Source organism: Paenibacillus sp. BC26 (assembly GCF_900116125.1).
In the GTDB taxonomy this organism is placed as follows: Bacteria; Bacillota; Bacilli; order Paenibacillales; family Paenibacillaceae; genus Paenibacillus_Z; species Paenibacillus_Z lignilyticus.
Genome location: NZ_FPAD01000001.1, coordinates 13,353 through 35,230 on the forward strand (window position 1 = coordinate 13,353; position 21,878 = coordinate 35,230).

Below are 21,878 nucleotides of genomic sequence, written 5' to 3' on the forward strand. Positions count from 1 at the left end.
TATGGTTATTTACCTAACGAGGAGTGAAATGATATGGTCGTTTCCCGTCCAGAGGACAATATCGTCCCAAGCTTGCGACGTCCCAAGCGCACTCCAAAGTGGGGCGTTCTGACCGCCCTGCTCGTGCTGCTGGCTGCCGGGCTGTGGAGTGCCATTTATGCCAACAACAAAGAGACTCCGATTACTGCGGGAGAGCGGCTTCGGCATGATTTTGAGGCCGTGTGGAAGTGGAGCGGCAGTGAATACAAAGGAGGAATGGAGCAGGCAAACTTGACGTTCCGCTGGGACAGTGATTCCAATCGGAAGGAAGCCGAACATATAGCCGCTTCGCTTGGGTTCACGCTGTCTGCGAGCATGGATGGGGTTGAGCCTGTCGATATCATGGCATCTGCATCTAATGAAGCGGGACATATGAAGCTATGGATTCATACCAAGCCAAGCCAAGAAGAGCAGGCCGGCGACAAGCCGTTTGAGCTTGTCCTGCTGCTGAATGCAGCTCCGGGCACGAGCAGGACGGCAATAACAGAGTTGATTGGCAAAGTGGAGCGGGCAACAGAGGGACTTGAGCTTGATATCCATTCCGGATTTACGGTTCGCGGTATACCGGTCCGTGAAGGCGGTGCAGCGCGAATAGCGGCCTTAGCCGCTGCCAAGGAGATGGAATCGTATAACGACGGTCATACGGAAAGCATCACGTATTTCAGTGAAGCGCTGCAAAGCAGCGTACTCAGCGGCTCCGCGAAAGTGAATCTGCAGTTGGCCGAATCATCCGCAGCAGCGGGGGAAAGCGGGGAATTAATCGTCGGAGTGCCTTTAATTACGGGGGATTATTCGCTGCCGAATAACTAGAAGTTTGGAAACCGATTCGTTTTTTTTATCTTTGCATGAATAGCATCTATGGCGTCAATATGCTAAACTACATAACATGATCTTACCAATCGTTGTATGAAAATACATAAGAGAGAATGAGGGAAATGACCGAAGTGAGCAAACATGAATCAGTTGCCGCAGAGGGTGCGGTTTATTATTTATTTGGAGCTACAGGAGATTTGGCGCGTAGGAAACTGTTTCCTGCGCTATTCAGCTTATATAAAGAAGGCAAGCTGGCCGATGATTTCGCCGTAGTAGGACTTGCCCGCAGGCCGCGGACGAATGAGCAGTTCAGAGCTGACGTGTACGAATCGATCAGCGAGTTTTCGCGTTACAAATCGGACGATGCCGCGCTTTGGAACCGGTTCGCCGAGCATTTTGTATACATGTCCCTCGACATTAATAATGTAGACGGATTCCGGGAGCTGGCCCGCTTGTCGCAGGGGCTGGACGAGAAGTTCAACATTCCGGGCAACCGCTTGTTCTACTTGGCGCTGGCACCGAACTTGTTCGGACCGGTTTCTTTCAACCTGCGCGACGGCGGCTTGCTGGAATCACCGGGCTGGAACCGTCTTGTTATCGAGAAGCCGTTCGGTTATGATCTCGAATCGGCGCGCAAGCTGAACAGTCAGCTTAGCCAAGTGTTCAAGGAAGAGGAGATCTATCGGATCGATCACTACTTGGGCAAGGAAATGGTGCAAAACATTGAGGTGCTCCGTTTCTCCAACGCATTTTTTGAGCCATTGTGGAACAATAAACATATCGCTAATGTGCAAATCACGCTTTCCGAGACCGTAGGCGTGGAAGAGCGCGGCGGTTATTACGATAAGTCCGGCGCACTTCGCGATATGGTTCAGAACCATATGATGCAAATGCTGGCGATGATTGCAATGGAGCCGCCAAGCAGGCTGCATCCGGAGGATATCCGCGACGAGAAGGTGAAGGCACTGCGTTCGCTGCGTCCATTCGCATCGGCGGGCGAAGTGAATCAGCATGTCATTCGCGGTCAATATGACGAGGGTTCTGCCAAAGACAAACCGCTTAGCGGCTATCGCCAAGAGGATTCCGTTAATCCGGAATCGACCACAGAGACGTATTTTGCAGCTCGCGTGTTCCTCGATAATTTCCGCTGGGCAGGTGTTCCGTTCTATATTCGTACGGGCAAACGACTTCCGGTCAAAACAACCGAGGTAGTCATTGAGTTCAAGAACGTGCCGGACAATATCTTGTTCGCGCGTCGTCACGATCTGGCACCAAACCTGCTTGTCATCCGCGTCAATCCGATGGAAGGCATTTATATCAAGATCAATGCGAAAAAGCCGGGCGTCGACAATGTCGTACAGCCGGTTTCGATGGAATTCTGCCAAAGCTGCATGATCGGCATCAATACGCCGGAAGCTTATGAGCGTCTAATCTATGATGCGGCTCGCGGCGAATCAACCTACTTCACCCGTTGGGATGAAGTTGCGCAGGCGTGGTCCTTCGTGGATCGCATCGCTGACGCATGGCGTGAAGACAGCTCCGATCTTCAGCTCTATCCTGCAGGTTCGTGGGGACCGGCGCGCACGGATGAACTCCTTGCGGAAGACGGCTTCCACTGGTGGCCGGTAAACGGGCAAGCTGAGGATAACGTGATTTGGATCTCCGGCGGACCGAAATGATTGCATGCAGGACGGTATAGGAGACGTTGACCATGTTTAAAATTTACGATATTTCGATGACGATCGATCCGTCGATGCAAGTGTATAAGAATAATGAAACGAAGCTTCCGAAGATCACGAATGTGTCCAACCACGATAACGGGCAGGCTGTCTACGAATCCCGTCTTGATCTGGATGTTCACTGCGGTACGCACGTGGATGCCCCCCTGCATATGCTGAAAGATGGCGAGACGATTGAAACGATCGGTCTGGAGCAGCTCATAGGCTATGCTCGCGTCGTCGATTTGACGCATTGCGAGGTCTGCATCACGCGTGCGGACTTGGAGCCGTTTCACCTGCAGCGTAATGAGTGGGTGCTGTTCAAGACGCGCAACTCGTTCTCGGAAGCATTTGATTTCAATTTTGTCTTCCTGCGCGAAGACGGCGCTCGTTATTTAGTGGAACTCGGTATCCGCGGTTTGGGTACGGATGCACTCGGCATCGAGCGCGCACAGCCGGAATATCCGACGCATCGCGCTCTGTTTCGCAATAATATCATTATTGTCGAAGGATTGCGCCTGAAGGATGTCACGCCAGGCAACTATTTTATGGCCATTGCGCCGCTTAAGCTTACGGGGCTCGACGCTGCTCCTGCCCGGGCTTTCTTGATCGGCGGCATGTAAAGGACGAAGGGAACTATCATGAGTAAAACAATGACCGATGAGATTAAACAAGAAGTTGAGAAAAGGCGTACTTTCGCCATCATTTCTCACCCCGATGCGGGAAAAACGACGCTAACGGAGAAGCTCCTTCTATTCGGAGGCGCCATTCGCGAAGCGGGTACGGTTAAAGCGCGGAAGGCAAGCCGCCATGCGACGAGCGACTGGATGGAAATCGAGAAGCAGCGGGGAATCTCCGTAACGTCTTCCGTCATGCAGTTCGACTATAGCGGTCATCGCGTTAACATTCTCGATACACCGGGTCACCAAGATTTCAGTGAAGATACGTACCGTACGCTGACTGCAGCCGACAGCGCCGTGATGCTTATCGACGTCGCGAAAGGCGTCGAGGCACAGACGATTAAGCTGTTCCAAGTATGCAGCAAACGCGGTATTCCGATCTTCACCTTCATCAACAAGCTCGACCGTGAAGGCCAAAGTCCATTCGAATTAATGGAAGAGCTGGAGCGCGTGCTTGGTATTCGGGCGGTTCCGATGAACTGGCCGATCGGGATGGGACGCGAGCTTTGCGGCGTATACGACCGAATGAAGAATCAAGTTGAGCTGTTCCAAGGCAATGACCATTCCACGATTGAAGTCGTGAAGGTAAAGGATTATAACGATCCTCATATCCGCGAGATGGCGGGCGATTTCTTGACGGATCAATTGATTCAAGACCTGGAGCTCCTTGATGTCGCAGGCGATCAGTTCGATTACGAGAAGGTCCGTGCAGGCGAATTGACTCCGCTGTTCTTCGGCAGTGCGGTTAACAATTTCGGCGTGCAGACGTTCTTGGAGAACTTCCTGCAGCTTGCGCCATCGCCGACGCCGCGTCAGAGCACGAGCGGTCCGGTTGATCCGATGAGCGAGAAATTTACAGGTTATGTGTTCAAGATCCAAGCGAATATGAACCCGGCCCACCGCGACCGGATTGCGTTTCTGCGCATTTGCTCCGGCCGTTTCGAACGGGGCATGAGTGTTCGCCATGTACGTAACGGCAAGGATATCAAGCTTGCGCAGCCGCAGCAATTTCTGGCGCAGGACCGGGATATCGTAGAAAATGCTTATCCGGGCGATATTATCGGCCTGTTCGATCCGGGCATCTTCCGCATCGGCGATTCCTTGTCGCAAGGCGGCGATGTCGTGTTCGACGAATTGCCAACCTTCTCTCCGGAGCTGTTTGCGAAAGTTACCGTGAAGAACGCACTTAAGCATAAGCAATACCAGAAGGGTATCGACCAGCTGACCGAAGAAGGAACGATTCAAGTGTTCCATTCCACGGGCAACTTCGATGAAACCATTCTTGGCGTTGTCGGACAGCTGCAATTCGAGGTGTTCGAGCATCGGATGCGTTCGGAATACGGCGTAGACATTCAGCTGCACCGGATGCAATTCCAGTTTGCCCGCTGGATCGTCGATGACAAGATCGATCCTTCCAAGTACCGGATTAATTCCACGCTGGTGAAGGATAAGAAAGATAATTACGTTGCGCTGTTCGAGAATGAATACGCGATGCGTACAGCAATGGATAAGAACCCAACCTCCAAGTTCTTGGAGATGGCTCCTTAATGAATAAAGAAAAGACCTCAATTCCGTTAGGTTGCTAACGGCGTTGAGGTCTTTTTGCGTCAGTCGATCAGATCGGGAATCGGACGACCGGCCAGCTGCTCCATCCGGCGATGGTGCTCGATGGCGGCCAGAATTTCCTGTTTCACGCCTTCATTGTAGGAACGAATCATCCCGGGAAGAAGGAACAGATCTACGATGACCCACACAAAAAGGGCGACTCCTGAAAGGATGCATAGAATTATTGCCAGGATGGTAAAAGCGGATGTAGAGGAAACGGCCGAAGAAATGGCGCTGACGAAGTAGAAGAGTACCGCAGCTATGAAGAGGAGAAGCTGTGCAATACCTGAGCCTATACGTTTCAGATAGAAGCGATGCAGCCCAAGATGGCCGCCGAGCAGCATCAGATAGGCAACAGCCGGGGATTTCTCGGCACCGCGCAGCTCAGAATTCAGGATAAGCAGCTCACTTAAGGTCAAGTCATGTTTGGTAAGCATGCGCTTCTACTGCTCCTTTGCTTATCGTCTCATCGCATTATCGAAATGCTTCTGTCCGAGCAGCTCATCTATAATTCTGGCTTCGACGCGTTGATTCTCTTCTTTCACCATGCCATGGAGCAGGAAGGCATCTATTAAAACCCAAATGGCCGACACGATGTATCCGATAATCGTAATCGTTAATATAAGCTGAGCAACGGCTGAACCCGTCTTCTTCATGTAGAAGCGATGAGCGCCGAAGCTGCCAAGGAAGAACCACAGAATATAGGCGACGAGCATGTTTTTACCCTGATTCCTCACTTCTTGATCGAGCAGCAGCAGTTCGCGAGCGTCCAGTTGGCTCTTCTGGGCGATGTTATAAGGCATGAATAGGATCCCCTTTGTCATAAATTGTTAGAAATTAGACTTCATTAGTATAATGCAGCATTCAAGAATCGGGCAAGGAATAACCAGGAAATTTTTCATGCGCCGGCCTTGTAAAAGGATTGACAGGTAACCGCTTGCATGAGAAAATGTACGCGTGTACATTAGATGATTAACTTGGATGGGAGGAAGGACTTATCCGTAAAAAAGTCGCTGAATTAGCAGGAGTGTCGGAAGCGACGGTATCGCGTGTGCTGAACGGCGCCGGGACAGTAAAGGATGAGACGGCTAAACGTGTCGTGGATGCTGCCAAGCAGCTTGGGTATGTGCCGAGTGCGCTTGCACAGCGGTTTGCGCTGCGCAGAAGCGGCAATCTTGGCGTAATTCTGCCGTTGTTGCCTAAGGTGAATCTCTTCTCGACTTATTACTTCTCCGAAGTATTGAGCGGGATCGGGGTTACGGCCAAGCAGCGCGGGTATGATTTGCTGCTCTTGTTTCGGGAAGCTGACGAGCCGCGGGACTATGCGAATCTGTTTCGGACGCAGAAGATTGACGGGTGCATCATACTGGGCGCTCAAGATGTGCCGACGGAACGTGAGGCGCTTGCCGAGCTCAAGGAAGGCGAGCATCCCTTCTGCCTCGTTAATCAGCGCTTTGAGGGAGAAGCCTTCAACACGGTGGATGCCGATCAGCGAATGGGGAGCCGTCATGCGGCCAGACATCTTCTGCAGCAAGGCTTCCGGAAGATCTGTTTTCTCAATGGCCCGGCGGAATACTCGAACAGTTTGGATCGGTTGAAGGGCTATCAGCAGGCGCTCATCGAAGAGCAAGTGACCTTCCAAGCCGAGCATGTGCTGATCGGGAATTATAGCCGCAAGAGCGGCTACCAGCAGGCTGTAAAGGTAGCGGAGCTCATTCGCAGCGGTGACGTTGATGCGGTGATTGCCGCGAACGACCGAATGGCGATCGGGCTCATGCAAGGGCTTAAAGAGCTCGGCATACGCGTAGGCGAGGACGTTGCCCTTGTTGGCTGCGACGATTCCGATGTCTCGCGGATGACGGAGCCGCCGCTTACCTCCATTCGTGTTCCGTTCTATGAAGTTGGCTGCGAGGCGGCGTCCCGCCTGCTTGACACGATGACGGAGACCGAACCATCGTCCCCTTTTGAAGTTAAGCTGCCTGTAAAGTTGATTGAAAGGGCTTCCTCCAAGACAACGAGAACGACGACAACCTAACGTGATGCATAGGAGATCCTATCGGTTTCACGCTTAATAATTGAGGAAGTTTCACCGTATTGCTAACCTAATTTTATGAGAGGTGGAACAAAACGATGAGCACTATTCGAGTAGGGATGATTGGTTACAAATTTATGGGCAAAGCCCACAGTAACGCCTATAGAGCACTTCCGATGTTCTTCCCGAAAGTGATTCGCCCGCAGATGGCGGTTATTTGCGGTCGGGATGCAGCCGGCCTGGAGCTGGCTCGCGAGCAGTTTGGCTGGGAAAGCGCAGAGACGGACTGGCGCAAGCTTGTTACGCGCGATGACATCGATTTGATCGATATCAATGCGCCGAGCGATGCGCATAAGGAGATTGCGATTGCTGCTGCGGAAGCGGGCAAGCATATCTTCTGCGAGAAGCCGCTTGCCCTTAATCTGGCGGATTCCATCGAGATGCTCAATGCGGCTGAGAAAGCCGGCGTGAAGCATATGGTTGGCTTCAACTACCGATTTGCTCCGGCTGTACAGCTTGCTAAGAAGCTTGTTGCCGATGGTCGCATCGGTGAAATCTATCATTTCCGCGGCTTCTTCCTGCAGGATTGGATCGTAGATCCGCAGTTCCCGCTCGTATGGCGTCTGCAGAAGGAAATTGCCGGTTCCGGCTCGCATGGTGACCTCGGCGCCCATGTCATCGATATGGCTCGTTTCCTCGTCGGCGAATTCCAGGAAGTGATCGGGATGAGCGAAACGTTCGTGAAGGAGCGTCCGCTGCCGACGGCTACGCTTGGCCTTAGCGGTCTTAGTGCCAAAGGTGACAGTGACGCGCCTCGCGGACAGGTTACGGTAGATGACGCGACCTTGTTCCTGGCTCGTTTTGCGAACGGAGCGCTCGGCAGCATCGAAGCAACGCGCTTCGCGCCGGGCCATCGTTGTACGAATTCGTTTGAAATCAACGGCAGCAAAGGCAGCATCAAGTTTGATTTTGAGCGCGTGAATGAGCTTGAAGTGTACTTTACGGATGATGCTGCGGACGTTCAAGGCTTCCGCCGCGTGATTGCAACGGATGCTCCGCATGCCTACAGCGAGGCTTGGTGGCCTGCCGGACATACGATTGGTTATGAGCATACCTTCACGCATGAGATACACGAGTTTATGCTGGCACTGGCCGAAGACCGTCAGCCTGTTCCGAACTTCGTAGACGGCGTAGAGTGCCAAGCTGTTCTGGAAGCTGTCGATAAGTCGATTGCCGAACGCCGCTGGGTCGCGATTTCGGAATTAAGATAAAGAGAATTATAGCGGATTAACTATTGGAGCAGAGGATGGGAAACATGAGAAAAGCGTTGATCGTATGGGGCGGCTGGGATGGACATCAGCCGGAGGAAGTAGCGGGAATTTTTGCCGATTTGTTGAATAAAGAAGGCTTTGAAGTAACGGTATCGGATACGCTGGACGCTTACAAGGATGAGGAGCTCATGGCTCAGCTGGATCTAATCGTACCCGTATGGACAATGGGCTCGATTACGCAGGAACAGCTTCGTCCGCTGCTCGATACGGTACGCGCGGGCTGCGGCATCGCGGGCTGCCACGGCGGCATGGGCGATTCCTTCCGCAACGATGTCGATTATCAGTTCATGGTTGGCGGTCAGTGGGTCGCACATCCGGGCAATGACGGCGTCGTTTACGACGTCAATATGGTACGCGAGGACAATCCGCTTACAAGCGGCATCGGCGATTTTGAAGTGTGCACCGAGAAGTATTACATGCATGTGGACCCGGCGAATGAGGTGCATGCCACGACGTCGTTTGGCGATGTGAAAATGCCGATCGTTTGGACGAAGACGTGGGGCGAAGGCCGCGTGTACTACAATTCACTGGGGCATCAAGCGAACATCGTGGCCATGCCGCAAACGCTTGAATTGATGCGCCGCGGATTCCTGTGGGCAGCACGCGGCAGCCAAGAAGCATAAGAACGCGAAAGTCAGCCAAGCACTTTATATCATACGTACTTTTAGGAGGAATGGCGTTTCATGAAACCAGTAAAAGTCGGCATTATTGGCTGCGGCAATATCAGCCATGTTTATTTTACGAACTTGAAGAAGTACCCTCAGGTGGAGCTCGTCGCAGCGGCGGATATCGATATCGAGCGCGCGAAAGCACGTGCCGTTGAATTCAACTTGAGCAAAGCTTATACGGTGGAGCAATTGCTCGCTGATCCGGAAATCGAAATCGTCGTCAATCTGACGATTCCGAAGGCACATGCCTCTGTCTGCTTGCAGGCGCTGGAAGCCGGCAAACATGTGTATGTGGAGAAGCCGATCGTCGTTACTCGCGAAGAAGGCAAGCAAGTGCTTGAGCTGGCGGAGAAGAAAGGTCTGCGTGTCGCAAGCGCGCCGGAGACGTTCCTTGGCGGCGGCATTCAAACTTGCCGTAAGCTGATTGACGAAGGTGCAATTGGCATGCCGGTATCCGCGACAGGCTTCATGCTCTGCGGCGGTCACGAGAGCTGGCATCCGGATCCGGAGTTCTATTACGAAATCGGCGGTGGCCCGATGTTCGATATGGGCCCTTACTACTTAACGGCATTCGTTACTTTGCTTGGACCTATTCGCCGCGTTACCGGTTCGGCACGGATTACGCATGCAGAGCGCACGATCACAAGCGAGAAGAAACGCGGCAAGCTTATCCAAGTGGAAACGCCTACGAATATTACGGGCGTGCTCGACTTCGAGAACGGCGCGATCGGCACCTTGCTGACAAGCTTCGACGTACCGGGAGGCACATCGCTGCCGAACATCGAGATTCACGGCAGCAAAGGTTCGTTGATTGTACCGGATCCGAACGGTTTCGGCGGCAAAGTAAAGCTTCGCCGTGCAGGCGGAGACTGGGAAGAGATCGAGCTTACTCATGGTCACATCGATAACAATCGCGGGATTGGCGTTGCGGATATGGCCCGAGCTATTCGCGAAGGCGGAGAACACCGTGCTAACGGCACGATGGCTTACCATGTGCTCGAAGCGATGCACGGCATTCACGATGCTTCGCGCGACGGAAAGCATTATGTGATGGAAAGCACATGCGCACGTCCTGAGCCAATGCCTGCACTTGAAGCCCAGTCCCAATAACGCTAATATGAAATGAGACATGCAGCCTGCCCGCTCGCTCGGGTAGGCTGATCATTTTCAATCCTATATTCAGGTTGCATAAAAGGAGATTCATTCATGAAACCAGTTAAAGTCGGCATTGTGGGCTGCGGCAATATCAGCCAAATTTATTTTACGAATCTGAAGAAATACCCGGAGATTGAACTTGTTGCTGCAGCAGATATCGATTTGGAGCGCGCGAAGATGCGTGCCGAGGAATTCGGTCTGGCCAAAGCTTATACGGTAGAGCAGCTGCTAGCAGATCCGGAAATCGAGATCGTCGTGAACCTGACGATTCCGAAAGCTCATGCGTCTGTTTGTTTGCAGGCTCTTGAAGCGGGTAAGCATGTTTATGTGGAGAAGCCGCTTGCGGTTACTCGCGAAGAAGGCAAGAAGGTGTTGGCTCTCGCAGCTGAGAAGGGCTTGCGCGTCGCAAGCGCGCCGGAGACATTCCTTGGCGGCGGCATTCAAACTTGCCGTAAGCTGATCGATGACGGCGCCATCGGTACTCCGATCTCCGTAACGGGCTTCATGCTTGGCGAAGGACCAGAGGGCTGGCATCCGGATCCGGAGTTCTTCTATGAAGCAGGCGGCGGTCCGATGTTTGATATGGGGCCGTACTATTTGACAGCCTACATCGCGCTGCTGGGTCCGTTTCGCCGCGTGACAGGCTCGGCTATCATTCCTTTCCCGGAGCGCACGATTACGAGCGAGAAGAAGAACGGCAAAATCATTAAAGTCGAGACGCCAACGCATATTGCCGGCGTTATCGATTTCCAAAGCGGCGCTGTAGGAACGCTGATTACGAGCTTCGATTCCAAGGCAGGCACTTCATTGCCGAACATCGAGATTCATGGCAGCGCAGGCTCCCTGCTTGTACCGGATCCGAATACATTCGGCGGTACCATCAAGCTGCGCCGTTACGGTTCAGAAGAGTGGGAAGAAGTGCCGTTCACGCACGGCAACACCGACAACAACCGCGGCATCGGCGTGGCCGACATGGCGCGCGCGATTGCCGAAGGTCGCCAGCATCGCGCGAATGGGGCAATGGCTTATCATGTTCTTGAAGCGATGCATGGTTTCCATGATGCTTCCCGTGACGGCAAACACTACGTGATGGAAAGCACTTGCGACCGTCCGGAGCCTATGCCGGCGCTCGAAAGCAACGCAGTCGTATAAGAAACAGAAAAAGACATTCAAACCGGGTCATGGTTTGAATGTCATTTTTCTATCTATGGGAGGTTCGCTTATGATTTCGAATTCCATTCGCAGCATGGAAGCTATGCTGGATTACGTACCACAACGATTCCAATCACTCGGTCACCACGAAATCGTGCAGCCTATCTCTGAAGGGAAATGGTCGCGTCTGCAGCTGCTTGGGCATCTATGCGACTCATCCATCAACAATTAATGCCGCTTCGTTCAAATAGATGGACATACTGAAAGGGAAGGAATACCGATCAACGTCCCCTATGACCAAGAGAACTGGGTGAAGGCTCAGCGGTATATCGATGCTCCTCCTGAAGAAGTGCTTGCGTTAAGGGTGAGCCTTAATCAATCCGTTCTGCGCGTCATTACAGGGTTATCACCTGCAAGCTTAGCGCGTACGGGACAATTTCCAAGCGGAACTACGGTCACCTCGGAATGGCTGATTGATGATTATGTGGCTCATATGGAGCATCATTTGCAGCAAATCTTCGGGCATGCGTGAGCGGTCAGCTTGGACTCGGCGATGCGCTTTCCGCAGCGGGATGAAGCACGTCGTAGAGTGCTTGAACCATACGGTTGCGATCACTTTCTTCGCTGTTTTTCCAAATCATTTCGAACAGTACTCCTAGTCCGGGGAGTGCTTTCTCATCACTTCCGATGGAGCCTTCAATGACGTCGGTCAGTTCTTCCCCCGTTAAATTTTGTACCCGACGAACGATTGCCTGCCGCAAATCAAGATTGTTCAATCTGATCCCTCCATCACATACAGATTCGAGGTTTAATATTTCCTTGCGACCTTGTTTTCATGCCGGATGCTGCAGCGTGGCGTTCGGATATATAAGGAAATTGTGCTATAATAAGCTCAAATTGCTTCAAGGGAGATGAAAGTCTTGCCGAATAAGCAGTACGCGGTAATTGGTATGGGACGGTTTGGCACAAGTGTCGCTCAATCGCTGTCCAAGCTTGGCTTCGACGTGCTGGCGATCGATTCCAATGAGCAGAAGGTCGAGGACGTATCCGCGCGGGTAACGCATGCCGTTACTGCGGATTCGACGGACGAGGATGCGTTGCGGTCACTTGGGTTGCGCAACTTCGATGTCGTCGTCGTAGCGATTGGTGCGGATATTCAAGCGAGCATTCTTACGACGCTTATTTTGAAGGAATTTGGCGTTCCCCAATTGATCGTTAAGGCGCAAAGCGAGCTGCATGGCAAGGTGCTGACGAAGATCGGCGCGGACAAAGTGGTGTTTCCGGAGCGGGATATGGGCATGCGCGTCGCCCATCATTTAATTTCCCCCAACATCTTGGAGTACATCGAATTGTCGAAGGATTACAGCATCGTTGAGATCAAGGTACCCTCTTTTGCCGTCGGCAAAAACTTAAAGCAGTTAGATATTCGCGCCAAATACAAATGCAATGTACTCGCGATCAAGACAGGGAGCGAGCTTAATATTTCTCCTTTAGCGGAGGATGTTATCCGAACTGACGATGTGCTGGTTATTGTGGGCAAGACGGAACATTTATCGGAATTAGAGCTTGATTATGCGGAAGGCTGATAATAACGTGCAAACGAACAATAAACGAATGATGAGCATTACTTCAGTGCAAAATGAGAAAGTGAAAGCGATGGCAGCCTTGCTGGAGAAGAAGCACCGGGACCGTACGGGCCGCTTCATTATCGAGGGGGTCCATCTGGTGCAGGAAGCGCTGCTTGCCGGTGCCGATGTGGAAACGATCGTGATCGATATGGAACGCGGTATACCGGGCGAGCTTCGTACGCTGCTTGGCCAAACCGATTGCGAGCTGATTGAAGCTACTCCGGCTGTTATGGCCAAATGCACGGGGACGGACTCTCCGCCGCCGGTGTTCGGCGTGGCCGCAAAGCCTTATGCGGACGTGTCCAATCTGTATCAGCAGGACTCGCTGGTTGTGGTGCTGGATGGCGTTCGCGATCCCGGCAATGTCGGTACGATCATCCGCAGCGCGGACGCGGTCGGCGCCCATGCCGTTGTGCTCGGGCGAGGTTGCGTCGATCTCTACAATCCCAAGACGGTGCGCTCGACGATGGGCTCGTTGTTCCATCTTCCGGTCATTGAAGGGGATCTCAGCGAACTGCTGCCTGAGGCTAAGAAGCACGGAATTTCCCTTGTCGGGACAAGTCTGCAAGCATCGGCTACCTGTTACAGTTATAACTGGAGCGGGGCAACTTGGCTGCTGATGGGCAGCGAATCGCAAGGACTATCAGGGGATGTACTGGGGCAAGTGGATACGAGCATCATCATCCCGATGCACGGTCATTCGGAGTCGCTTAATGTGGCGATGGCCAGTACGATATTGTTGTATGAGGCGCTGCGGCAGCGGCGGTATGCGGAGTGATTATGTAACATAGATTTGGAACAACAAAATCAGTCCTGATGATTGAGAAACCCTCGATGCATCAGGACTTTTTTATATGAAATATGATCTATCTGTATGTTCATCTGAATGGATATTAACCGGCTAAGCTATTCGGATGATGACTCCATCGCTTCCCCCATCTCGCGATAAGCTGTAGGCGTGATGCCTACGATACGTTTGAAAACTCTGCCGAATGCGATCGAGCTGGAGTAGGCCACGGCCGCAGCGATATCTTGAATCGGCAGCTTCGTTGCGCAAAGCATCTGCTTGGCAAGATTGATGCGCAAGCGCGTTAAATAATCGATGAAGTTTTCTCCGAATTCTTCTTTGAACAATTTACTTAGATTCTTATTGCCAAGCTCGAATTTGTCGCTGAGATATTCGAGCGAAAGATCAGGATTTTGATAATTAGCGTCAATATATTCCTTCACTTCTCGCAGAACGCTGTAATTCTTTCGATTGTTGCGCGATTCCTGCAGATGGTGATGAATGTGCATGAAGACACGATATACATCCTCGAATAGGAGATCCAAAGATTCGAGCTTCATGAGTTCTTTCGCAGGTAAAACGAGTTCCCCTTCAAGACCTACGCTATATTTGTCAGCAAGCGTTTCGATTGTCGTTTGAAGCTGATCACGCAAGGATAGAACGATATGGGTAATCGTTTGCCTCGAAAGCCTCTCATTCCGTATTGTGCGGAATAAATGATTTAATGGTGTTTTCCAATCTTCCTGCATCACTAAAAGCGTGCACGATGGTCCGAATGGTGTGCAAATAAGGATAGAGATCGTTACCGGACTGCGTGGATAATTGATGAAACAGGATGATCCGATTGACGCCTTCCACCATCTTGTAATTTAGTGCTTCGATTGCTTCCTTGTACGACTCCGAAACGGTTATGATGTCTTCTGCCTCATCGCCAAGACCGATGGTAACCGTAAATTGCAGGTGATTCTCGATCCACGTTGCGGACCTTGTTAAGCAGCTGCAGCACATACTCATCGGACTCATGATCGCTATAGAGCAGCACGACACAAAGTTTGGATGGAGATGTCCACTCCGACCATGACAGGCAGCCGACCTCTGCGGTCATTTCTTTCCATACATTGTTTAATGCGAAGATTAGCAAGTTCCTGTCCGACGCGCTGTACCTATCCTCGAAGGCTGCATAATCGTCGATCTCCAGGATCGCTACCGTTTGCCTCTGAAGCAATGGCGGGATGTCGAGTGTCAGTTGTTCCTGTTGCCACTGGTCAGCTGTAATTCGCCGTGTTCCCTCGATTAACTCGTTTGATGGTGACTTCGCGGTAACCGTGTTTAGAGGACAGAAGAAAGTCGTTATTCATAGATAGATTATTGGTAAATCATGCTTTAAATGAAGAAATCCGGCGCAGGGGCTATACCCGCGCCGGATTTTTCTATTCATTTATGCGATCTTCGCGTGCTTTGGCATTGCTTCTATATTGGGACGGCGTGATTCCATAGACCTTCTTGAATAAGGCGAAGAAATGGCTGCGGCTTAGGAAACCGGCCTTTTCTGCGATGTGGATAATGCTCTATATTTCGTTGAATTTCTCGGACAAGTAAGATTAAATCTTCGTTTTTCGCAGGCGGGTCCAATGATCTGTAGCTGAGCAGCACGAGAATATGATCATCCTCGATGTTTATACTTTCATGCTCATAAGCTCTTTATAATACATGATGAGCTTATTGAGTCGGTTATTTATCGTATAATGAAAATGATTGATGGTCATGGTGGGTTGAGTTTTGAAGTTGATTTAATTTGACCAAGAGACTAAGCAGTCATTACGCGAATCACTAAATTACTTATATTTTCATTTACCTAACGTGACACTATGACGAAGCTGCCGACACGATCCACGGTTTCAATAACGTAACGGGCAGATGTGTTGGTGATTAATCGTTTTGGTGAACGGCAGATGTTTGGATTAAAGATGACTAACTACCCATCGTCCATTTTAGAAGGAGAGGGAGAGTGGGAAATATGAACAACATTTTATTTAATTATATGTCCAGATTGACCTCCCTTAGTGAAGAAGAACAACAAGTGGTCGTAAACGAGATTCAAATAGAAGAATTTATGAAGGGAACCATCCTCCTTAGACAAGGTGAGGTTCCCACAAAATGTTATTTCGTTCTGAATGGATGCATCAGGCAGTACTCAATCGATGAAGAGGGGAATGAGGTTACATCGAACTTTTACACCGAAGAGCAAGCCATCGCCATTTTTAATCATCATAAGCTAGACAAGTCATCTGACTACACCATCGCGTGCGTTGAAGATTCTGTGGTGGTCGTTGGCGACCTGGATACAGAAAAGGAAATGTATACCAAATACACGCAGTTGGAGTCGATGACTCGCAAGATGATCGAAGAAAACTTTGGTCAGGTACAGGCGGAATTCGCTGCTTTTATCGCTTCTTCGCCTGAAGAACGCTTCAAGGCCCTGCTAATGAAACGACCTTCTTTAATCGACCGGGTTCCTCAACATCAATTGGCGAGTTTTCTCGGCATTACCCCGGAGTCCTTAAGTAGAATAAAAAAGAGAATGAATCGAGGACTTTAATAGCTGAACATCAGGTGTGTATATCTATTTCCCTCCCCTGAATAGCAACCATATTCCAAAGCCCAGTTCTCCCGCTGTCATAGGTACAGTAAAAGCTAATTCAAGTATCTTCCTGATTTCCATGTAGTCCGCAAAAAAAAGTTTACTCAGGTGAATGAGAATGTAGCCTATCGAAGCTAACAGTAGCAGGATGCCAATCCATCGCGGTACGCTGTCTGATCGGAGAGCCAATATGCCTATAATTAGCAGATGTGCGCCAAAGACGATTAAACCAACTGACCAAATGGAATCAAAGGCTTGTAAATGTAACAACACTTGTGCACCAAGTTGATTTAAGGTAAAACTAGATAAATATTCGGTCCCGTTTGTAAGCAACAACACGAATATTAAATTTATGATCGCTATTCCCAATAGGGACGCATAAACAAGACGTAACCATGCACCGAGCAACGCTAGATTATTATTTATTGGCTTCAGGAATACATAGCAAGACCAAGCCACAACGATATCGCATAGCAGAATAATAATCCAACCCAAGATTTCAGCTTTGAAAAGATGATTATGCGAAATAATGTGTTGGAGTACGGCGTTTGTATCCCCCTGTTTCAGGATCTTTGCATGCACAAAGCCATATGAAAAAATTGCGGCAAGCGTCATGATCATGAGTGCTATACCGGTGGTTAGAGCCGACTTTCGCTGATCCGATAGCTCTCTTCCTTGAACAATCATCAGAAACCCTCCTAGTCATACGTGGTGACTCCATTTTAACTGGGAGGGTTTTTAGGTTCATTGACTTAAGTCAATGAACTAGTTTGGAGACAATTAAAACCTCCAAATACGGCGGTATGCGACGTGTCGGCGAGTGGAGAGCTCTCACTCGCCATAGGGCTTCGGCATCCGGACATCTATGGTACGGTCTTCTCCGCGTCGCCAGGCGGGGGCTACCGACAATCAGAGCGAGCAAGGTGATAGGCATATTCCAGCGGTCTGCTGTAGATGATGTCATTGGCTTTAAACCAACGAAGGTCGTTGAACATACTTTTCTGAGGTTTCCCGTTAAGTTCGATGATCCATAGCTTTCCTGCGTCATCTAAAGCAAAATCAACACTCAATTCGCCTAACGAACCCATATGAGTTTCTGCTGTTTGTGCAGCCGCTGTACTTATCTCATGAAGAGATTGAAGCATCTCTTTCGTTTTTGTTGGGCTAAATAAGACGTGGAATATTTCCGCGGCATCATAGATGAATTCGCAAACGCTCGTGTTGAAATAATCCTGATAAGCTACCCTGCATGCGATGGTGGAAACCGTCCATTCACCCCGAATGTCTTTTTGAACCAGGACTCGAATATCGCAATAACGATTATTCAATTGACGTATGCTAATTCCCTGTTGAACCATATAGTTCTCTGATCCGAGAAGCTCATCTAACTTTCTCGCGATGCTTTCATTCGCTCTGCAAATGAATTTTGGAGCTAAAGCATTCAGGGAGATACGTGTATCCCCTGTAGTCGTTTGCTCGATTCGATAGACAGATTTCCCTTTGAAACCGTACATAGGCTTAATATATACGATTTTATATTTCTCTATTAGCTCTGATACGCTCACATCATTGTATAAGTAGGTGTCTGGTATATAGGGGCTAAGTGGTGACTGTTTCAATAAGTTATAGAGATCCCATTTGTTAAAAAAGTTAATAGTGTTGAAACATTTTTTCCTGCCAATCACGTTCTCCAGGCGTTGAATGGTAACTGTTTTCTTATTGAAGCTGCGATTATACACGACATGAGGAAATGGAAACAAACCTTGTTTCCATAAGCCTTTAGTTAAGCTGAGTCCGCGAATGCGTTGCTGCTCCCAGTCAATATCCGCCGGGGTAAAGGCAAACAGCTTCATGTTCAATTTATCATACCGTTGATAGAGCTTTAGAATGCTTTTTCTATTGGTACTTTCGGTTACTAAAATCCCTATTAACGGTTGACTCTCCAATCTCGCCACTCTCCCAGTCTCTGATCGCTATTACTATTAAATGCTGGCGTGGTATTTTTGATAGGGACAATAACATAATAGGACGGGAAAATAGACTTAATATTTACCCATTTTTGAATATGTAGGCAACTACTCCCTTCCATTTGCTGGAGAATGAATATGATGAAACAGCTTTACTTTACTAATAGGGAGACGAGACTATATGGGTAAACATAACTGTCCTCCGGGTCCTCCGGGGCCGGAAGGACCGCGCGGGCCCCAAGGACCTCCAGGACCTCTGGCAGAAGGGGCGCAATTACTTCAAGGACTTGCAGGCGCAATCGGAGCAGTTGGACCCACAGGCTTAGCGGGAGCGCTTGGACCAGCTGGGTTAGCCGGGCTTGCCGGAGCCATTGGTGAGGCTGGACCTGCAGGGCTGGCAGGACTGGCAGGGGCACTTGGAGCAGCAGGGCTTGCCGGAGCAACAGGAGCAGCAGGAGCAGCAGGGCCGGCTGGACCAACAGGATCAACGGGAGCTCCCGGAGCAGCAGGACCGGCTGGACCAACAGGATCAACGGGAGCTCCGGGAGCCGGAGGATTGATTCCATTTTCGACGGGGATCATCATTAGCGGTGCAACGGTAGTATCAGCAGCTCCAATATTAATGGGCTTTGGCAATCACACGGTTGAAGTTGTTGATGGTTCCGGAGAATCAACCAGTCCACCCGAAGCAGGTGGATTTGCTTTTCCGATCCCATTCGCGGGTACCGTTCAAAATTTGCAAATCAGTGCGGATCTGTTGGTTGCTTCGGTGGTTTCCATAAATACGCTCGGCCTTCAATATGATTTCACAGTATTCCTCGCACCGTCAGTTCCTAATAGCGGGATTGATCACAGTGCTTCACCTTACGTGACGACTCCGCTAACCAGTTCGGTTAGATTCGGATTCCCGAATAATATCATTACTGCGGGCACTTTCCGTGCCGCAACAAATATCAATGTCGGATCATTAGTAGTTGCTGCAGGTGATCGTATTGGGATTCGTATAAGGACGCTGCAATCGACAGATCCCTCAGCAGCAGATATCACGCAGCTCTCATTTAGCGCAAGTCTGTCGTATACGCCTTCTTAATAAGAATGTTAGAGTCACAGGCTATGATGGAAATTTCATCGTAGCCTGTTGTATTAGCGATGTATCTGCAGAAAAGGAATGCCTTAGGACTAGGGTGTTTTTTTTTGTCTCTTTTTATAAGAAGTTAACACTCAAATTCATAGTTTGCTATTTACATCATCCCTAATTATTGATACATTTCGTATACAACGTTCGTGCAAATGGACGACGAAAGCGAGGGGAATTAGTGGGGAGAGTAAGCTTGAAAGAGTTGTTTTTGCTCCGTACTGTCGCATGTCTTAGCATTGTATTTCTACACAGCGTTGATGTCGCGGATGGTTGGTTTTTCGGTGGAGTAAGATTGTTTCTTTCATTCGGCACACCGGCGTTTATCCTGATTTCCGAAATCGTATTAGCGAATGCTTATCCAACTCATACGCCGAAGGGGTTCTTGAAAAAAAGATTACGTTATATCGCGATACCGTACACTTGTTTTGTTATCATCTATTCCCTTCAGAACACGTTTACTTTAGAGGGGAAAGCGGAAATCTCAGTCTTAGTAACCAATTTGTTTAAAGGCTTCTTTCTCGGTGAAACATCAGCCTATTTTGTAGCTATTATTTTTCAATTCTATCTATTGCATATGTTCTTCGTCCGCTATGTTTTCAATCGGTTTCGTCCACAATGGATATTGATTATAGCCGGATTGGTAAACGTGAGCTATCTGGCTTTCTTTAACTTAGTCAGCCCGCCTGATCATCCGACTGCGATCTATGTTTGGGATACATTCTATAGGATGCCTTTTATCGGATGGGTTTTCTATTTTGCAGTCGCCTATTATTTGGGCAGAAATTATGTACAATACCTAAGTATGTTGCAAAAGTATCGCTATTACATCTACGCGTCAGTCCCGCTTACAGGTATAGTCATGCTCTTTCTTTTTATGAGTGATATTATTCCTGTATTGTCCTCCAAGCGCTTTGATATGATTTTCTTTACATTGAGCACAGTGTTCATGCTGCTCATTGTTGCAGCCAGACTAAGAGGAGTACCATCCTTTATTGTGAAAATAAGCCAGTGTTCGTTCGGGATTTATCTAGTCCATCCGTTAGTGCTTTCCGTTATGGATCAATTTTTCACTTTACCCAAGAACATGATTAGTGCATTCGTTCTCTTTCTTTTCGCCCTTGGTGGTTCGATGGGGATTGTAATTGTTTTTAACCGATTTTCGTGGGGGAGCTATTTCATCGGGCGTATTGGAGTAGGATTAGATCTCAAACGTCCAAATAATAGGATAACGAATGAGAAAACACAGCCTGTAAACTAATTAATCAAAAGAGGCAGCCTGCATGGGGCATGCCTTTTTTTTGTTATGGAAACCAATCGAAGCCGGTCCGAAAGGTTCATAAAGCCTTTACAAATAGCAACAAAATGGAATTGATGAGCAAGTGTTCCTATGTTAGAGTGAAAACGTTAATGTACATCGAGCTATCTGACATAGATCAATGCGGTACCAAGCCAACTTAAGCAATAACGGAGGAGACAACTTTGACTAAAAAAATAAAAACAGCGCCCACCCGAAATAATAAAGGGCCGTCAAGCAAACAGCTGGTTCTATTCACATCGATTATCGTAGGTTTATTCGTATTATTGTTTATCATTAGCCAAGCAACGGATAAGACCGGAAAGTCGTTTCAAGATGCGCCGGAGATTATCAATCAACCGATTGAAGGCGATAAAGACGCCAAGGTATCCATCGTTGAATTTGGCGACTATAAGTGTCCGTCCTGCAAAGCTTGGGGGGAGCAATTTTATCCGAAATTGAAGGAAGCCTATATAGATAGCGGGAAAGCCAATTTCACCTATATTAACGTTCTGTTTCATGGCGATGAATCCAGGCTGGGAGCACAGGCCGGAGAAGCTGTCTGGTCACAGAATCCTGAGGCGTTCTGGCCGTTCCATAAAGCTCTGTTTCAAGCGCAGCCAGCACAGGATCACGATGCATTATGGATAACAACAGATAAGATCAATGAAATCGCCGCAACCGTAAAGCCGGCTATCGACCTTGAGAAACTGAATGCAGCGATCAGCGGCGAGGCAGTTCAAAACGAAGTCAGTGCCGACGAAAAATTGGTTCAGGATTATAAAGTGATGCAAACCCCGAGCATTATGATTAATCAAGTCATGGTTAAAGATCCATTCGATTATGCAGCCATTGTCGAACTTATTGAGGAACAATTAAACGACTAATTTTTATCCGCACACTTGTATGAAAGCTGCCGCAAGATAATGTGCTAAGGAAGCTGCCGGATACATTCGGCAGCTTTTTTGTGTGTGATGAAAGTTAAGCGTAGAGATAAAACTTTAACGGTTGTCAGCGCGGCTATTTAGGCCAAATAACCACTGTCACAACCGTTAGAGCTGGAATGCGACCAAGCATGCGCTCATCGTGGAAATTTGGGAACATACGGCTTACGTATGTTCTTTTTTGTCTCATTTTTTCCGCCTGCATCGTTAAATGAGGGGAAGGCGGCTTTCGTCTCCACAAATTTTTTAACATAAAGAACACGTTTTCTTTTCTTGTGCGGCCGAA

25 protein-coding genes are annotated in these 21,878 nt (G+C 49.2%); 17 read left to right on the top strand and 8 right to left on the bottom strand.

Translation table 11 applies throughout. From position 1 onward, the window contains the following. Positions 1 to 33 precede the first annotated feature (33 nt). The 4 genes from BM412_RS00160 to BM412_RS00175 all read left to right on the top strand — a co-directional run bounded on the left by BM412_RS00160 (position 34) and on the right by BM412_RS00175 (position 4,798). The gene (locus BM412_RS00160; protein WP_091212245.1) at positions 34 to 849 is read left to right on the top strand and encodes a YwmB family TATA-box binding protein; all 816 of its coding nucleotides are present in this window, start codon (positions 34 to 36) and stop codon (positions 847 to 849) included. 125 nt (positions 850 to 974) lie between these two features. Then, the gene (zwf, locus tag BM412_RS00165) at positions 975 to 2,531 is read left to right on the top strand and encodes a glucose-6-phosphate dehydrogenase (RefSeq protein ID WP_091212247.1); all 1,557 of its coding nucleotides are present in this window, start codon (positions 975 to 977) and stop codon (positions 2,529 to 2,531) included. 32 nt (positions 2,532 to 2,563) lie between these two features. Beyond that, positions 2,564 to 3,193 (top strand): cyclase family protein, encoded by a 630-nt coding sequence (locus tag BM412_RS00170; protein ID WP_091212248.1) that lies wholly within the window; start codon positions 2,564 to 2,566, stop codon positions 3,191 to 3,193. An 18-nt stretch (positions 3,194 to 3,211) separates the two neighbouring features. Further along, positions 3,212 to 4,798, top strand: a complete 1,587-nt coding sequence (locus BM412_RS00175; RefSeq protein ID WP_091212250.1) for a peptide chain release factor 3 — start codon at positions 3,212 to 3,214, stop codon at positions 4,796 to 4,798. A 59-nt stretch (positions 4,799 to 4,857) separates the two neighbouring features. Here BM412_RS00175 and BM412_RS00180 read toward each other — a convergent pair whose 3' ends face one another. Next, on the bottom strand, positions 4,858 to 5,292 hold the full coding sequence (locus tag BM412_RS00180; RefSeq protein WP_091212251.1) for an NINE protein: 435 nt from the start codon (positions 5,290 to 5,292) through the stop codon (positions 4,858 to 4,860). A 21-nt stretch (positions 5,293 to 5,313) separates the two neighbouring features. Next, entirely contained in the window at positions 5,314 to 5,658 is a 345-nt protein-coding gene (locus BM412_RS00185; RefSeq protein WP_091212254.1) for a TM2 domain-containing protein, read from the bottom strand. 194 nt (positions 5,659 to 5,852) lie between these two features. On the opposite strand from BM412_RS00185, the gene BM412_RS00190 reads away from it, so the two are divergent. From BM412_RS00190 to BM412_RS00215, 7 genes are all read left to right on the top strand, one after another. After that, on the top strand, positions 5,853 to 6,890 hold the full coding sequence (locus BM412_RS00190) for a LacI family DNA-binding transcriptional regulator (RefSeq protein ID WP_091212255.1): 1,038 nt from the start codon (positions 5,853 to 5,855) through the stop codon (positions 6,888 to 6,890). Between the two features lie 95 nt (positions 6,891 to 6,985). Then, positions 6,986 to 8,158, top strand: coding sequence for a Gfo/Idh/MocA family protein (locus BM412_RS00195; RefSeq protein WP_091212258.1), 1,173 nt, complete (start codon positions 6,986 to 6,988; stop codon positions 8,156 to 8,158). Positions 8,159 to 8,202: 44 nt separating this feature from the next. Continuing rightward, positions 8,203 to 8,841, top strand: coding sequence for a ThuA domain-containing protein (locus BM412_RS00200; RefSeq protein WP_091212261.1), 639 nt, complete (start codon positions 8,203 to 8,205; stop codon positions 8,839 to 8,841). Positions 8,842 to 8,901: 60 nt separating this feature from the next. Then, positions 8,902 to 9,996, top strand: a complete 1,095-nt coding sequence (locus BM412_RS00205) for a Gfo/Idh/MocA family protein (protein ID WP_091212262.1) — start codon at positions 8,902 to 8,904, stop codon at positions 9,994 to 9,996. Between the two features lie 96 nt (positions 9,997 to 10,092). Beyond that, on the top strand, positions 10,093 to 11,193 hold the full coding sequence (locus BM412_RS00210) for a Gfo/Idh/MocA family protein (protein ID WP_091212265.1): 1,101 nt from the start codon (positions 10,093 to 10,095) through the stop codon (positions 11,191 to 11,193). A 70-nt stretch (positions 11,194 to 11,263) separates the two neighbouring features. Beyond that, positions 11,264 to 11,425 (top strand): hypothetical protein, encoded by a 162-nt coding sequence (locus BM412_RS31995; RefSeq protein WP_177245578.1) that lies wholly within the window; start codon positions 11,264 to 11,266, stop codon positions 11,423 to 11,425. 48 nt (positions 11,426 to 11,473) lie between these two features. Beyond that, the gene (locus tag BM412_RS00215) at positions 11,474 to 11,725 is read left to right on the top strand and encodes a DinB family protein (protein WP_256256333.1); all 252 of its coding nucleotides are present in this window, start codon (positions 11,474 to 11,476) and stop codon (positions 11,723 to 11,725) included. A 4-nt stretch (positions 11,726 to 11,729) separates the two neighbouring features. Here BM412_RS00215 and sspI read toward each other — a convergent pair whose 3' ends face one another. After that, complete coding sequence (gene sspI, locus BM412_RS00220; RefSeq protein ID WP_091212270.1) at positions 11,730 to 11,969, bottom strand: small acid-soluble spore protein SspI; 240 nt, start codon at positions 11,967 to 11,969, stop codon at positions 11,730 to 11,732. Positions 11,970 to 12,113: 144 nt separating this feature from the next. On the opposite strand from sspI, the gene BM412_RS00225 reads away from it, so the two are divergent. Both BM412_RS00225 and BM412_RS00230 read left to right on the top strand, forming a co-directional pair. Beyond that, the gene (locus tag BM412_RS00225; protein WP_305728712.1) at positions 12,114 to 12,779 is read left to right on the top strand and encodes a potassium channel family protein; all 666 of its coding nucleotides are present in this window, start codon (positions 12,114 to 12,116) and stop codon (positions 12,777 to 12,779) included. 31 nt (positions 12,780 to 12,810) lie between these two features. Further along, a complete protein-coding gene (locus BM412_RS00230) occupies positions 12,811 to 13,599 on the top strand; it encodes a TrmH family RNA methyltransferase (RefSeq protein WP_091220014.1) in 789 nt (262 codons plus the stop codon). 128 nt (positions 13,600 to 13,727) lie between these two features. Here the strand turns inward: BM412_RS00230 and BM412_RS00235 are convergent, their stop codons facing one another. The 3 genes from BM412_RS00235 to BM412_RS00245 all read right to left on the bottom strand — a co-directional run bounded on the left by BM412_RS00235 (position 13,728) and on the right by BM412_RS00245 (position 15,173). Further along, positions 13,728 to 14,261, bottom strand: coding sequence for a helix-turn-helix domain-containing protein (locus BM412_RS00235; protein WP_177245580.1), 534 nt, complete (start codon positions 14,259 to 14,261; stop codon positions 13,728 to 13,730). A 40-nt stretch (positions 14,262 to 14,301) separates the two neighbouring features. Then, the gene (locus tag BM412_RS31725; protein ID WP_143111532.1) at positions 14,302 to 14,631 is read right to left on the bottom strand and encodes a CdaR family protein; all 330 of its coding nucleotides are present in this window, start codon (positions 14,629 to 14,631) and stop codon (positions 14,302 to 14,304) included. A 407-nt stretch (positions 14,632 to 15,038) separates the two neighbouring features. Next, entirely contained in the window at positions 15,039 to 15,173 is a 135-nt protein-coding gene (locus tag BM412_RS00245) for an AraC family transcriptional regulator (RefSeq protein WP_091220017.1), read from the bottom strand. Between the two features lie 452 nt (positions 15,174 to 15,625). Between BM412_RS00245 and BM412_RS00250 the strand changes: the two genes are divergently transcribed. After that, positions 15,626 to 16,207, top strand: coding sequence for a Crp/Fnr family transcriptional regulator (locus BM412_RS00250; protein ID WP_091212282.1), 582 nt, complete (start codon positions 15,626 to 15,628; stop codon positions 16,205 to 16,207). Positions 16,208 to 16,231: 24 nt separating this feature from the next. On the opposite strand, the gene BM412_RS00255 is transcribed toward BM412_RS00250, so the two are convergent. Both BM412_RS00255 and BM412_RS00260 read right to left on the bottom strand, forming a co-directional pair. After that, entirely contained in the window at positions 16,232 to 16,936 is a 705-nt protein-coding gene (locus tag BM412_RS00255; RefSeq protein WP_091212285.1) for a DUF4386 domain-containing protein, read from the bottom strand. A 212-nt stretch (positions 16,937 to 17,148) separates the two neighbouring features. Beyond that, positions 17,149 to 18,102: a YheC/YheD family endospore coat-associated protein gene (locus BM412_RS00260; protein ID WP_256256335.1), complete on the bottom strand. Its 954-nt coding sequence runs from the start codon at positions 18,100 to 18,102 to the stop codon at positions 17,149 to 17,151. Positions 18,103 to 18,397: 295 nt separating this feature from the next. On the opposite strand from BM412_RS00260, the gene BM412_RS00265 reads away from it, so the two are divergent. The 3 genes from BM412_RS00265 to BM412_RS00275 all read left to right on the top strand — a co-directional run bounded on the left by BM412_RS00265 (position 18,398) and on the right by BM412_RS00275 (position 21,535). Next, the gene (locus BM412_RS00265; RefSeq protein ID WP_091212291.1) at positions 18,398 to 19,306 is read left to right on the top strand and encodes a hypothetical protein; all 909 of its coding nucleotides are present in this window, start codon (positions 18,398 to 18,400) and stop codon (positions 19,304 to 19,306) included. Between the two features lie 241 nt (positions 19,307 to 19,547). After that, positions 19,548 to 20,612 (top strand): acyltransferase family protein, encoded by a 1,065-nt coding sequence (locus BM412_RS00270; RefSeq protein ID WP_177245581.1) that lies wholly within the window; start codon positions 19,548 to 19,550, stop codon positions 20,610 to 20,612. 221 nt (positions 20,613 to 20,833) lie between these two features. Next, a complete protein-coding gene (locus tag BM412_RS00275) occupies positions 20,834 to 21,535 on the top strand; it encodes a DsbA family protein (RefSeq protein WP_256256045.1) in 702 nt (233 codons plus the stop codon). Positions 21,536 to 21,878: the final 343 nt, after the last annotated feature.